This window comes from uncultured Sneathiella sp. (assembly GCF_963973085.1).
GTDB lineage: Bacteria > Pseudomonadota > Alphaproteobacteria > Sneathiellales > Sneathiellaceae > Sneathiella.
Map to the genome: position 1 here is coordinate 343,984 of NZ_CAXAXA010000002.1, position 12,533 is coordinate 356,516.

A 12,533-nucleotide genomic window follows, 5' to 3' on the forward strand; every position below is an offset into this window, starting at 1 on the left:
GGTGAAAGCTGAGATATTTGACGGTTATCAAGAAAATACTGAAAAGTGATGGCGCAAAGGCGGTCATCAGCTTTCTGGCGGCGGGATATATCTGGTTTGTCTATCGGACAAGCCGCTGGCAGGTGATCAACGGGGAGGCACCGCATCGGCTGATGACGGAGGGAAAGCCCTTTATTCTTGCCTTCTGGCATGGCCGCCTGCTGATGATGCCGATTTCCGTACAGAAACAGACCCGGGTCAATGTCATGATCTCCCATCACGGGGACGGGGAGATTATCGCCCGCACCATCAAGCACTGGGGGCAGGACAGCATCCGGGGGTCCGCCAGCAAAGGCGCGGCGGCGGCCATCAAACAGATGCTGAAAGTCCTGAAAAAAGGGGATGTCGCGGTGATTACACCGGACGGGCCGCGCGGGCCCAGAATGCGGGCGCAGGAAGGGGTCGTCCGTCTTGCCGCAATGGCCGGTGTTCCGGTTTACCCTGTCAGCTATTCGACAACACGCGGCAAGATTCTCGGAAGTTGGGACCGATTTTTTCTGGCCGCGCCGTTCAGCCGTGGCGTCGTTATCTGGGGGGACGGGATCGAGGTGTCGCGACAGGATGAAAACAGCGCCTTTTTGAAAGCCCGAGATGCGATTGAAAACAGTCTGACGCAGATTACTCAAACGGCGGATGCTACCTGCAATCGTGACACGGTGGAGCCGGAAGCGCGCGATAAGCCCGTCAAGCCGCACCGCAAAGTGGCGGAGAGCTGATGCAGCTGGCTTTATATAACGGCCTTCTATATCTGGGTGGGCCTTTGTTGCGTCGGCATCTCAAGAAACGGCTGGCGTCAGGCAAGGAAGATCCGGACCGGTTCCAGGAACGTAAGGGCCATGCCGCCCTCCCGCGACCGGAGGGGCCGTTGATCTGGATTCATGCGGCGTCGGTCGGTGAGTCTGTCTCGGCCCTTACCCTGATTCACGGCCTTCTGGAGAAAGTACCGGAACGGCATGTTCTGGTGACGACAGGCACCCGCACCTCGGCAGCGATCATGACGGCCCGCCTTCCTGCGGGCGCGGTTCACCAGTATGTCCCCCTTGATATGAAGCGGGCGGTGTGCCGTTTTCTGGATCATTGGCGGCCCGATCTCGCGATCTGGATGGAATCGGAAATCTGGCCGAACCTCATCATGCAAAGTGGCAAGAGGCATATTCCGATGATAATGGTCAACGCGCGGATTACGGAAAAATCCTTTGAGGTTTGGCGAAAATCCTTTGGCCTCTCCCGCACGCTTCTCCGGAACTTCGATTTCTGTTCGGCGCAGTCGGAACTTTCGGCGGATCGTTTGCGGCAACTGGGTGCCTCGCCGGTTGAATGCCTTGGCAACCTGAAATTCGCGGCCGAGCCGCTTCCGGTCGATACCACTGCGCTGGAGATAATGCAAAAAGCAGTAGGTGGCCGCCCACTCTGGCTCGCGGCCAGCACTCATCGCGGAGAGGAAGCACATATTCTGACGGCGCATCAGCAGCTTTCGGAAAAGCGACCTAATATCCTTACCCTCATCGCTCCGCGCCATCCGGAACGCGGAGAGGAAATCGCAGCCCTTTTTGCGGAGGCTGGGCTTAAACCGGCGCGACGTTCTCTCGAACAAGTGGTGACGGATGAAACAGCGGTCTATGTCGCGGATACCATCGGCGAACTTGGCCTGTTCTACCGGCTGTCTGAAATCGTTTTTATTGGAGGCTCTCTCGTGCCAAACGGGGGACAGAATCCGCTGGAAGCGGCTCGGCTCGGCTGTGCCTTGCTTCATGGGCCGCATATGGATAACTTCGCCGATGTGATGACGGTGTTTTCGGATTTTGACGCAGCAATGGAAGTTGACGATGCAGCGGCGCTCGCGGAGGCGGTTGCGCATCTTGTCGGTCAACCGGCGGAGAGGGACGAGATGGCGGCAAGGGCAGCAAAGGTCGTGGCGACGGGGCAGGAGACCCTGACACGGACCCTGGCGGCGATTGAAGGGCTGCTGGCGCGGAGGCGGGATGAAAACTCCTGACTTCTGGCGGCGGAACAGCAAAAGTCTCCTGCCTAATATACTGGCGCCTGCCGCCTGGGCCTATGGCTGGGTGAGCCGCCTTCATCGCTCGTTCCAGAAAAGTCACCGTGTGGAGGTACCGGTCATTTGTGTCGGGAATGTCGTGGCGGGGGGCGCGGGCAAGACCCCAGTTGCCATTGCAATCGCCCGTTTCTTCCTGGCGGAGGGAAAGCGGCCACATTTCCTGACCCGTGGTTATGGGGGTCAGTTAAAGGGTCCGGTGCGTGTTGTACCGGATGTCCACAAATTTACCGATGTCGGGGACGAGGCTCTGATTCTCAGCGCCACGGCAACGACATGGGTAGCTCAGGATCGGGTACTAGGCGCCCGGGCTGCCGTCGAAGCAGGGGCGGATGTCATCATCATGGATGACGGATTTCAGAATCCGTCCCTTGCCAAGGATCTCTCCCTTCTTGTGCTGGACGCGGACTACGGGGTGGGGAATGGCCGCCTGCTGCCAGCAGGGCCATTGCGTGAAACGCTCGCCTCCGGACTGGAGAGGACGGATGCAGTCGTGCTGGTCGGGGGCAGCTGCGATAGTGATATATATAACTGGTTAAAAGAAATTAAACCGGTTTATAATTCTATACTTCTACCGCAACAGAGTTCAGACGCAATTGCGGGGGAGACTGTTGTTGCCTTTGCAGGGATTGGCCGACCGGAAAAATTTTTTGACAGTCTTCGTCAGGCTGGCTGTGAGCTGATAAAATGCTTTAGCTATGAAGATCATCATATTTATAATAAACAGGAAATTATGAAAATGGTCGAGACGGCAGCTGCTCAGAATGCCGCTCTTGTCACAACCCGAAAGGATTATGTCCGGCTTTCTATGGATGCCAGAATGATGGTGAGCGTATTTGATGTCGAGATGAGCTTTGAAGCGCCCGCCGAGTTTCAGAAACAGCTCCTGTCCTTGCTGAAAGACGGTTCTACATGAAGGACGTATCGTTAAAATACCGACTGGAATGGATTGGCGTCCGGATCACCATCTGGATTTTCGGGTGTCTGGGACGACGCCGTGCGGCAGCATTCGGGGGCTGGCTCGCCCGAAAAATCGGATCGCACATGAAGGTGCATTCTCTCGCCCGGACAAATATGGAACAGGCGCTTCCCGACCTCAGCCCGGAAGAGATTGATATCAATCTGATGCAAATGTGGGACAACCTTGGCCGCAATATCGGTGAGCTACCGTTCAACAAGTCGATCATGGCCGACCCGAAGGCCGTCGAGATTATCGGGGGCGAACATATGGAGGCGTATCTTGAAAGCGAAAAGGCCGCTTTCTTTGTGACGGCGCATTATGGTCCGTGGGAACTGGTGGGGCTCGTCGGGCAGCGGCTGGGTGAACGGGCGACAGGCATTTATCGGGCTGCGAACAATCCGCTTGTTGAGGATTTCTTCCAGGAAATGCGCGCCGATCCGCACTATAAGTTTGTGCCCAAGGGTCGCGAAGGGGCGCGGGCGATCCTTAAGGCGGCGCGGGCGGGTGGGGCGATTGTCCTCTTGAATGATCAAAAGCTGAATGGCGGTATGGCGGTCCCTTTCTTCGGTCGCGAGGCCATGACGGCGCCTGCCGTTGCGGAAATCGCCTGCAAAATGGATGTTCCGATCTATCCCATGCGGACCGAACGGCTTGCAAGCGGCAAACGCCGGCTAACGATTTATCCGGCGATTGAAAGGGCAGACACAGGCGACAAGACAGAGGATGTCTACGCACTTTTAAAGGCGATTAACGAAACCTATGAAGAGTGGATAACCGAGCGGCCGGACCACTGGTTCTGGGTCCATAACCGCTGGTCATAACATCGAAGGATTAGCTGGCAAGCGCGAGTTTCGCTTTTTCTTCCCGCACTTTCTCAATCCGTTCCATCGCGATCTTGTCGGCGACTTCCGCAGTGGTAACTCTCTCTCGGGCGGCACGGATAAAGATTTTCTGGCAGGTGTCATAAATACAGCGCACATGGGACATCGCCCTTTCGCGATCGAAACGCCCTCCTTCATGGCTGATGACGATGATCCCGCCGGCATTGATGGCGTAATCGGGCACATAGAGAATGCCCTTTTGCATCAGATCGCGCGCATGGCGGTCCTCGGCCAGCTGGTTATTGGCGGAGCCCGCGACGATCTTGACTTTCAGGCGGCTGATCGTGTCGTCATTGAGGATGGCGCCAAGGGCGCAAGGGGCGAATACATCCACCACCTGATCATAGATTTCATCGACCCCAACGGCTATTGCGCCAAGATTTTGCACGGCCTTTTCCACTGCCGCGTCATGAGTATCTGCAACAATCAGTTCGGCCCCGGCATCCTTCAGCAATTTGCAGAGACCATATCCGACATTGCCAAGGCCCTGTACCGCAACCTTTATCCCGTTCAGCCCTCCTTTGCCGATCTTGAAGTCAACCGCCGCCCGCAGGCCATAAAAAACGCCATAGGCGGTCGCCGGTGAGGGATCACCGCAATTGCCTTCGCTGATACCGGCAATATGCCGAGTGGTGCGGCGGGCAATCTCAAGATCTTCCACAGTCGTTCCGACATCTTCCGCTGCGATATAAGTGCCGCCCATCTGATCGACAGCGCGGCCGAAGGCCTCGAACAGCTCAGGTGTCTTGTCGGTGCGGGAATTGCCGATAATGACGGATTTTCCGCCGCCGAGGTTGATCCCCGCCAGCGAGGACTTGTAGGTCATGCCGCGGGACAGACGTAATACGTCGGCGAGGGCTTCTTCTTCATTTGCATAATCCCACATACGGGTTCCGCCGAGCGCCGGTCCGAGGGTCGTATCATGAACGGCGATAATTGCTTTCAGTCCTGATTTTTCGTCATGAAAAAACGACACGTCCTCGTGATTATCAAATTCCTTTGCAGAAAAAACGCTCATATCTGGCCTCGGTTATATATTAAAAAATTCGCATGTTAATAATGATATTTTCCTAAAAGGGAGGAAAATCAACCCCAATTTTGTTTGATATCAAACTTTGCAGCTTCCTTTCGCTAAATTGGCGAAAGCAATTGAAAAATTTCGGCGGCGGTTATTGCGGCGCAACAAAAAAATAGGGGCCAGCGGGGCAAGTCGGAAAATGCTGCCCGAAAACAGATGATTCACAGTCGGTCTGTCGTGCGCAGGCTCTCTGCGATAAAAGTGCCGATTGCTAGGCTAGCGGTAAGACCAGGGCTTTCCATGCCAAACAGATTGACCAGCCCGGGCAGACCGTGATCTCGCTCGTCCATGACCATGAAATCCGCCGCACTGCCGTCCGGTGACTGGACTTTGGGGCGGATGCCGGAATAGGCCGGGATGAGGCAGTTTTCCGGGAGGCTCGGGAAATAACGACGGATCGCCGCATAAAAATCATTTGCTCTGTCTGGATTCACCGCATAGTTGATTTCTTCCACCCATTCCTGATCAGGGCCGAAACGGATCTGCCCGGCGAGATCGAGGGTGATATGGATGCCAAGGCTTGCAGTATTCGGCACCGGATAGATCAGCCGTGAGAAGGGTGAGGGGGCCGTCATGGTGAAATAGCTCCCCTTGGTAAGGTAACGCGGAGGAATATGCTCCTTAGGGAGGTCCGGTATCTGCGCAGCCACCGCCTGAGCTTCCAGTCCGGCAGAATTGATCAGGTTCCGGCAATTGACTGTCGTGCCGCCGGCCTCCACCGTAAATCCTTCCGGCGATTTCTTCGCCATCTCGAACGGGGCGTTAAAGGCAATGGCTCCGCCACCGTCTTCAACCTCCCCGACATAGGCGAGCATCAACTGGTGACTGTCAATAATGCCCGTCGAGGGGGAAAGAAGGGCGGCGGTGCAGTGAAGCGCCGGTTCCATCTTTACGGCCTCTGCTCCGGACAGGAACGTGATGTCCCTGACGTCGTTTGCTGCCGCTTTATCCGCAAGCGCTTCGAGGGTTGGAATCTCCTCCGGCGAGGTGGCGACGATCAGCTTGCCGCAACTGCGATGCGGGACATGATGTGTTTTGCAGTACTCATAGAGCCTGTGTTTGCCCTCGACACAGTAAATCGCCTTCAGGCTTTCTTTCGGGTAATAGATACCGGCATGGATAACTTCGCTGTTGCGGGACGAGGTGCCGTCGCCGAAATGAGCGGTTTTTTCCAGCACCAGCACCTCCCGGCCGAGGGTCGCCAGCGTTCGCGCAATCGCGAGGCCAATGACCCCCGCGCCGATTACGATATTTTCCACATCCACTGCCATGGCCGTCCGTAGCAGTTTTTAATGCTTTTCACAAAGGGTTGATTTTCGCTTCACTGATACGGCGGCTAGGATACCCTTATGAACCGAATTCTAATTATTCTGGCGGTCGGCGTGGGGCTTGCGCTTGGCCTTCCTGTGCTGGCTTCAGCGAACCCTTCCGTATGGAAAAGATTCTGGCCCGAGACCGATTTCAGCAAGAGCGCAATAGACTTTTCGGAAATTCGCAATGGCGGCGTCGGAAAGGATGCTATTCCGTCCATAGATAACCCTAAATTCATTCCTGCTGCGGAAGCGGACCATCTCAATCCGACGGAACCGGTCATCGGGGTCGCCATAAACGGTGAGGCGCGAGCCTATCCATTGCAGGTCTTGATGTGGCACGAAATCGTCAATGATGAACTTGGCGGTGTTCCGATTGCTGTGACATTCTGCCCGCTTTGTAACGCATCAATCGTTTTTGACCGGCGGATAAATCATTCGGAAAACGGGGAAATACGCCTTGAGTTCGGGACAACCGGCAAACTTCGGAACTCCGATCTAGTCATGTATGACCGGCAGACAGAAAGCTGGTGGCAGCAGTTCACGGGGGAGGCAATTGTCGGTGAACTTATGGGCGTCGAGCTTGATATGATTCCCGTCAGAATCGAATCTTTTGCAAAATTCCGGGACCGCCATCCGGAGGGGCAAATTCTTATCCCTCAGGATGAAAAGTTTCGTCGTTACGGCATGAATCCGTACCAGGGCTATGACAGCTCTTGGCAGCCCTTTCTTTACGATGGTGACTTGCCTCCAGTCGTTCCGCCACTCTCCCGCGTAGTTGTCGCCGAAGGACGCGCCTGGGCACTGGATTTTTTACGCCGGAAAAAGCGGGTAGAAACCGACGATGGTCTGCTGATAGAATGGGAGGAAGGGCAGAATTCCGCGCTTGATGCGGCGGTAATAGGCGAGGGGGTGGATATCGGCAACGTGACCGTCCGCAAAAAGACAACCAATGGTTATCAGGACATTCTCTACACTGTCGACTTCGCATTTGCCCACCATGCTTTCCATCCGGACCAGCCAATCATCCATGAATGACCGGGATTAACGAATTCCGTCAATGATTTGTAAATTCGAACCCGATATGATGCTTGTCATGTTCCGGTGGCTGGTTTACTTAACTACGGCATCATGAATAGATGTTGGCCAGTTGGCGGCGGTGAAAATTGCTGGGGGCGAATTGAACGTGTCAGACGTGACGGTGACTTTGGACGAAAAAAATCCGGATGAGGAAGATCAGCCAACCCGCGCACATATAATTGTGGTCGGGAACGCCAAAGGCGGATCGGGCAAATCGACGACCGCCATGCATATCGTCATCTCGCTGCTGACGATGGGCTTCAAGGTCGGCGCCATCGATCTGGACGGCAAGCAGAAAACACTAGGACGGTATATCGAGAATCGGGAGGCTTTTATCGCCAAGAAAAAGCTCACCCTCCCAATGCCGATGCTCAGGGTGATCGAGCCGAGCCCGAAAAAGAATATGGACGAGGCGCAGTCCGATGAACGATCCCGGTTCGTCGCGGCCTTGCAGGAATTGGTCTATAAAAATAACTTTGTCGTCGTCGACTGCCCCGGCGCGGACAGCTTTATTTCAAAGCTCGGTCATTCGTTTGCCGATACCCTTCTCACGCCCATGAACGACAGTTTTATCGATCTTGACTTGCTGGCAACGGTCAACGGGACCAGCCTTGAGGTTGAAAAGCCGAGTTGGTACAGCGAGATGGTCTGGGAGCAGCGCAAGCGCCGTGCCTTGATCGACAACCACAAGATTGACTGGGTGGTGATGCGGAACCGGCTTTCCCATACCGACGCTCACAACAAGCGGCATATTGAGAAAATCCTGAAAAAGCTCTCGTCGCGCATTTCCTTTCGGGCGGCGCCGGGTTTCGGTGAACGTGTTGTCTTTCGCGAGTTGTTCCTGAAGGGGCTAACGATGCTGGACCTGAATAAAAAGGGCGTTGGCGTGAAGATGTCCATGAGCCATGTGGCCGCGCGGCATGAACTTCGCCACTTGATCAAGTCGCTGCACCTGCCCGGCGTTGAGGATAAAGTCGAAAAGCTCTAGCCAGGGGCTTGGAATAGAGGCCCGAAATGATGGAAACAGAGGAAGCCGCTGTCGCTCTCGCAAAGCTGGGGCATCCTATCCGCCTGCGGATCGTGCAAATTCTGGTCCAGGCCGGGGAGGAGGGGCTTTCCGTCGGTGAGATACAGGCGCTTCTCGATATTCCCGGCTCCACCCTTTCCCACCACATCTCCCATCTTGTCAGCGGCGACCTGATTCGACAGCAACGCGAGAGTCGGACTCTGCGGTGTTTCGTCAACTACAAGAAGGTAGAAGGCCTTGTCGAGCTTCTGACGGATAAATGCTGTATGGGCGTAGATTTGACTCATATTGAGCAGGCCCCGGAGAAAAACTGAACTCCCAAAAATCTATATTTCGACAATTATCGAAATAAATTCTTGAAATACGCTGTGAGAGATGTTATTTCATTTATTAATTCGATTAATCTGGAAATATAGATATGTCTCTAAATGAAGCTCTGCACAGCCTGACATCGACCCGCTCCCGCCTCTGGGCGCTGCTGAGTGACCGGGTTATCCTTGCCTGTCTTGCGATTATCCTGTTGCTGGCAATTATTGATCCCTCGAACCTCCCCGTCAGCCTCGTCTTCCTCGGAGATGCAGTACTCGGCATGGCGCCATTTTTCGCGCTTGCCATTGGCCTTGCCGCCTACTTTTCCGCAACCGGCGCCGATAATCTTATCGCGCGGGCCTTTTCCGGCTCCCCCGTTTCCGCGATTGTTGCGGGGTCGCTGGTAGGAGCTTTGTCGCCTTTTTGTTCTTGCGGCGTTATTCCGCTTGTTGCCTCCCTTTTGGCGGCGGGTGTGCCGCTCGCGCCGGTGATGGCGTTCTGGATTGCCTCCCCGATCATGGACCCGGAGATTTTTGTTCTGACGTCGGTCGGCATTGGCTTTGGATTTGCCAGTGGGAAAGCCGTGATCGCCGTACTGCTTGGGCTGTTTGCCGGATTCACCGTATACCTGCTGCAGCAGCGCGGCTGGGTTCTCGATCCGTTGAAAGGGGAACTGAGCGGTTGTCGGAAGAAAGTTTCCCTTTCCGGTCCGGTCGATGTGCAATGGAAGTTCTGGCAGGAACCGGAGCGGATCAGCCAGTTCCGGACGGCCGCCGCTTCAAATGGCTGGCTGATTGGCCGTTGGCTGCTCCTCGCGTTTCTGATTGAGAGCCTGATGATCATCTATATCCCCACCAGTTTTATCGAAGGACTGGTCGGCCAGGATAATCTTCTTGCCATCCCGCTCGCGGTCCTGATCGGCATCCCGAGCTATCTCAATGGCTATGCGGCGATTCCGCTGGTGAGTGGCCTTATCGACCTTGGCATGTCTCAAGGCGCCGCCATGGCCTTTATGACGGCCGGGGCGATCTCCTCTATTCCGGCGGCGATTGCGGTTTTCGGGCTGGTTAAAAAGCCGGTTTTTGCCCTTTACCTCGCTCTCGGGATCACGGGATCGGTGGCGACGGGCATTGGCTGGCAATTTTTAAGTGAATTTTTTTAAAAAAGCAGCGGCGCGCAGACAGACGTAAGTTACTGGAATAGTAATTTTTTTTCGCGCCGTTGATACTATCCGTGCAGCGGGCCCTCGCAATTCGGCCCTTTTTTCCCTGTGCCTAATCTAAAATTAACCTTTGCTGTTTACGCTTTTCACCATAGCGATAGGTCTCCTTATTTACCCGCCGGGTTCATGACGGGGCGTTCTCGCAGAAAAGGAGGAGCGTATGTTAAGCATTTTCGATCATACCAGGCATTCAATTGCCCGTTTTGTCGGCATGCGCTCTGTCATTTCTTTTGGACTTGCAGTGCTCTTTATCGCAGCCACAGTGGTTTCATTCCAAGTGACAGACGCATCCGCCCAAAGCGTATGTTTTGAGCGAACGGCATTACTTAAGCATTTGAACGGTAAATTTGAGGAAGCGCCGGTTGCTGCGGGTCTTGCCGCAAACGGTAGCATGCTTGAAGTGTTTTCAAGCCCTGACGGTGTAACCTGGACCATCGTTCTGACCCAGCCAAATGGCGCGACATGTGTCATGGCATCGGGTGAATCATGGATTGGCGTGAAGAAGCCTAAAAAAGGCAAAGTAAGCTAGGGTCAGGACTCACTAATCTATTCCTTACCACCTATACATGCGTTTTAGCGTCATGTTGCGTATGGATTAGTTTTATGATGTATAAGGTTGGAAAGAGCCGGGTCGGATGATCCGGCTCTTTTTTATGCGCTGAGCCCCTAGTCTATCTATCCAATAAATAAAAATTCACTCGACCGGAGTCCGAATTCGATGCCATAACTCATCTCGTCATACCACAAGCGCCGCGATGAAGAACGGCAAGAAAAGAGGAAATACAAATGATCGGCTATGTGACTCTCGGAACCAACGATATTGATAAAGCGACAGAATTTTACGATGACCTGCTCGGGGAGATTGGGGCGAAACGCGTTCTTTCAAACGACCGCCTGCGGATGTGGAGCGTCGCCCGTGGGCAGCCCATGCTGGCGGTGATCAAGCCCTATGACGGGGAAAAGGCAACGATCGGCAATGGCACTATGGTGGCTATTCTTCTGGAAAATGCGGAGATGGTCGGAAAAATGCACGCCAAGGCGCTATCGATGGGCTGCAAGGATGAAGGCCCGCTCGGCCCCCGGGGCACAGGGCAGTCCGTGTTTGCCTATTGTCGCGATCTTGAAGGACACAAGCTGGCGTTCTACGCTCCAGCATAACTGCCACATATTCGGCTAGAATGTTGGCGCGTCGACTTTCGCATCCAGCAAAGCCTGTTGAAGCTGGGATTTGAGGCGGTTTAACCCCGCCTCATCCTTTGCTTCGCAGCGGGCAACCAGCACAGCCTGAGTGTTGGAGGCACGAAGAAGCCACCAGCCGTCGTCTGTATTGACACGCACACCGTCGATGTCGGAGTAATTCGCGCCCGCCTTTGCTAACGCCTCCTGAATGCGTGTCACGGCCTGGAATTTTTCTTCGTCCGGGCAGGGGAAGCGCAACTCCGGTGTATTGATCATCTCCGGCAGTTCGTCGCGCATCTGTTCCAGCTTCTGGACGCTGGCACCGAGAATATTGAGCAGGCGGAGCGCGACATAGGGCGCGTCATCATAGCCGTAGTAATGATCGTTATAGAAGATATGACCGCTCATCTCGCCCGCCAGCGGGGCATTGACTTCCTGCATCTTCGATTTGATCAGGGAATGACCCGTGCGCCACATAATCGGTTCCCCTCCGAGGTTTTTCACGGCATCGAAGAGGATCTGGCTTGCCTTTACATCCGCAATTATCGGTGCACCGGGATGATTGGCGAGGACTTCCCGCGCCAGAATGGCGAGCAATTGATCGCCCCAGAGTATCCGCCCCAACCCGTCAACAACGCCGATCCGGTCACCATCACCATCGAAGGCGATGCCAAGGTCGGCGTTCACGCCTTTGACCGCCCGGATCATGTCATCGAGATTTTCGGCTACCGTGGGGTCGGGGTGATGGTTGGGGAAACTACCGTCAATTTCCTCATAAAGCAGCAGATGACGCCCGGGAAGTTTGGCAACGATCTTTCGTAAAACCTCGCCGGTCACGCCGTTACCGCAGTCCCATACCACAGAGAGTTCATGCCCCGGCACAAAATCCTGCAAGAGCCGCGCGACGTAATCCTCCATGATCGGCTTGTCGATCACCTCACCGTCGCCTTCCGAAAACGGACCGGTCGCGCTCAGCACGCCGAGGTCCTGAATCTGGCTTCCATAGAATGATTTTCCGCCCAGCATCATCTTGAAGCCGTTATGGCTTGGGGGGTTATGGGATCCGGTAATCATGATCCCACCCCCGGCGTTGAGGGCATAGGTCGCATAGTAGAGCATCGGTGTCGGACCCATGCCAATATCAAACACGTCTATACCTGTGGATGTCAGGCCCTTGGTGAGCGAGGCTTTCAACTTTGGGGAAGTTGTCCGTCCATCATATCCAACGGCGGCATTCTGATGCCCGTCCCGCTTCAGCAGAGTACCCAGACTGCGCCCAATGGCTTCCGCGTCCGCTTCGAAAAGAGTTTCATCAATGATGCCCCGGATATCATACTCACGCAGGATAGTCGGGTTAAATTCATGCTTGGTCATTGTAACATTGCTTTCCA

At 54.8% G+C, this 12,533-nt stretch carries 13 protein-coding genes; 10 read left to right on the forward strand and 3 right to left on the reverse strand.

Translation table 11 applies throughout. The features are described 5' to 3' along the window. Nucleotides 1–17 precede the first annotated feature (17 nt). From AACZ19_RS05800 to AACZ19_RS05815, 4 genes are read left to right on the forward strand one after another with little or no spacing between them, the layout of a single operon-like run. Nucleotides 18–755, forward strand: coding sequence for a lysophospholipid acyltransferase family protein (locus AACZ19_RS05800; protein WP_339632010.1), 738 nt, complete (start codon nucleotides 18–20; stop codon nucleotides 753–755). Beyond that, nucleotides 755–2,035 (forward strand): 3-deoxy-D-manno-octulosonic acid transferase, encoded by a 1,281-nt coding sequence (locus AACZ19_RS05805; RefSeq protein WP_339632011.1) that lies wholly within the window; start codon nucleotides 755–757, stop codon nucleotides 2,033–2,035. Before AACZ19_RS05800 ends, AACZ19_RS05805 begins: the two co-directional genes overlap by 1 nt. After that, a complete protein-coding gene (lpxK, locus tag AACZ19_RS05810; RefSeq protein WP_339632012.1) occupies nucleotides 2,022–3,011 on the forward strand; it encodes a tetraacyldisaccharide 4'-kinase in 990 nt (329 codons plus the stop codon). Before AACZ19_RS05805 ends, lpxK begins: the two co-directional genes overlap by 14 nt. After that, nucleotides 3,008–3,877 (forward strand): lysophospholipid acyltransferase family protein, encoded by an 870-nt coding sequence (locus AACZ19_RS05815; RefSeq protein WP_339632013.1) that lies wholly within the window; start codon nucleotides 3,008–3,010, stop codon nucleotides 3,875–3,877. Before lpxK ends, AACZ19_RS05815 begins: the two co-directional genes overlap by 4 nt. Before the next feature lie 10 nt (nucleotides 3,878–3,887). Here the strand turns inward: AACZ19_RS05815 and AACZ19_RS05820 are convergent, their stop codons facing one another. Together AACZ19_RS05820 and AACZ19_RS05825 are read right to left on the reverse strand one after the other, a co-directional pair. Beyond that, nucleotides 3,888–4,955 carry a Glu/Leu/Phe/Val dehydrogenase gene (locus AACZ19_RS05820; RefSeq protein ID WP_339632014.1) on the reverse strand — a complete coding sequence of 356 codons (1,068 nt, stop codon included), beginning with the start codon at nucleotides 4,953–4,955 and terminating at the stop codon, nucleotides 3,888–3,890. A 221-nt stretch (nucleotides 4,956–5,176) separates the two neighbouring features. Continuing rightward, nucleotides 5,177–6,286, reverse strand: a complete 1,110-nt coding sequence (locus tag AACZ19_RS05825) for an NAD(P)/FAD-dependent oxidoreductase (protein WP_339632016.1) — start codon at nucleotides 6,284–6,286, stop codon at nucleotides 5,177–5,179. Between the two features lie 78 nt (nucleotides 6,287–6,364). Between AACZ19_RS05825 and AACZ19_RS05830 the strand changes: the two genes are divergently transcribed. The 6 genes from AACZ19_RS05830 to AACZ19_RS05855 all read left to right on the forward strand — a co-directional run bounded on the left by AACZ19_RS05830 (nucleotide 6,365) and on the right by AACZ19_RS05855 (nucleotide 11,121). Further along, nucleotides 6,365–7,363, forward strand: a complete 999-nt coding sequence (locus AACZ19_RS05830; protein WP_339632018.1) for a DUF3179 domain-containing protein — start codon at nucleotides 6,365–6,367, stop codon at nucleotides 7,361–7,363. A gap of 148 nt (nucleotides 7,364–7,511) precedes the next feature. Continuing rightward, complete coding sequence (locus tag AACZ19_RS05835; protein WP_339632020.1) at nucleotides 7,512–8,393, forward strand: division plane positioning ATPase MipZ; 882 nt, start codon at nucleotides 7,512–7,514, stop codon at nucleotides 8,391–8,393. A gap of 26 nt (nucleotides 8,394–8,419) precedes the next feature. Beyond that, nucleotides 8,420–8,746: a metalloregulator ArsR/SmtB family transcription factor gene (locus tag AACZ19_RS05840; protein WP_339632022.1), complete on the forward strand. Its 327-nt coding sequence runs from the start codon at nucleotides 8,420–8,422 to the stop codon at nucleotides 8,744–8,746. Between the two features lie 104 nt (nucleotides 8,747–8,850). Further along, complete coding sequence (locus tag AACZ19_RS05845; RefSeq protein WP_339632024.1) at nucleotides 8,851–9,903, forward strand: permease; 1,053 nt, start codon at nucleotides 8,851–8,853, stop codon at nucleotides 9,901–9,903. Nucleotides 9,904–10,123: 220 nt separating this feature from the next. Further along, nucleotides 10,124–10,492 (forward strand): hypothetical protein, encoded by a 369-nt coding sequence (locus tag AACZ19_RS05850; RefSeq protein ID WP_339632027.1) that lies wholly within the window; start codon nucleotides 10,124–10,126, stop codon nucleotides 10,490–10,492. 257 nt (nucleotides 10,493–10,749) lie between these two features. After that, complete coding sequence (locus tag AACZ19_RS05855; protein WP_339632028.1) at nucleotides 10,750–11,121, forward strand: VOC family protein; 372 nt, start codon at nucleotides 10,750–10,752, stop codon at nucleotides 11,119–11,121. Between the two features lie 15 nt (nucleotides 11,122–11,136). Here AACZ19_RS05855 and AACZ19_RS05860 read toward each other — a convergent pair whose 3' ends face one another. Next, on the reverse strand, nucleotides 11,137–12,516 hold the full coding sequence (locus AACZ19_RS05860) for a phosphomannomutase/phosphoglucomutase (RefSeq protein WP_339632030.1): 1,380 nt from the start codon (nucleotides 12,514–12,516) through the stop codon (nucleotides 11,137–11,139). Nucleotides 12,517–12,533 lie beyond the last annotated feature (17 nt).

Coding starts and splice junctions, on each gene's coding strand:
- lpxK (WP_339632012.1), top strand. CDS start 2,022: ATGAAAACTCCTGACTTCTGGCGGCGGAACAGCAAAAGTCTCCTGCCT.
- AACZ19_RS05845 (WP_339632024.1), top strand. CDS start 8,851: ATGTCTCTAAATGAAGCTCTGCACAGCCTGACATCGACCCGCTCCCGC.
- AACZ19_RS05805 (WP_339632011.1), top strand. CDS start 755: ATGCAGCTGGCTTTATATAACGGCCTTCTATATCTGGGTGGGCCTTTG.
- AACZ19_RS05830 (WP_339632018.1), top strand. CDS start 6,365: ATGAACCGAATTCTAATTATTCTGGCGGTCGGCGTGGGGCTTGCGCTT.
- AACZ19_RS05820 (WP_339632014.1), bottom strand. CDS start 4,955: ATGAGCGTTTTTTCTGCAAAGGAATTTGATAATCACGAGGACGTGTCG.
- AACZ19_RS05815 (WP_339632013.1), top strand. CDS start 3,008: ATGAAGGACGTATCGTTAAAATACCGACTGGAATGGATTGGCGTCCGG.
- AACZ19_RS05855 (WP_339632028.1), top strand. CDS start 10,750: ATGATCGGCTATGTGACTCTCGGAACCAACGATATTGATAAAGCGACA.
- AACZ19_RS05850 (WP_339632027.1), top strand. CDS start 10,124: ATGTTAAGCATTTTCGATCATACCAGGCATTCAATTGCCCGTTTTGTC.
- AACZ19_RS05860 (WP_339632030.1), bottom strand. CDS start 12,516: ATGACCAAGCATGAATTTAACCCGACTATCCTGCGTGAGTATGATATC.
- AACZ19_RS05825 (WP_339632016.1), bottom strand. CDS start 6,286: ATGGCAGTGGATGTGGAAAATATCGTAATCGGCGCGGGGGTCATTGGC.
- AACZ19_RS05840 (WP_339632022.1), top strand. CDS start 8,420: ATGATGGAAACAGAGGAAGCCGCTGTCGCTCTCGCAAAGCTGGGGCAT.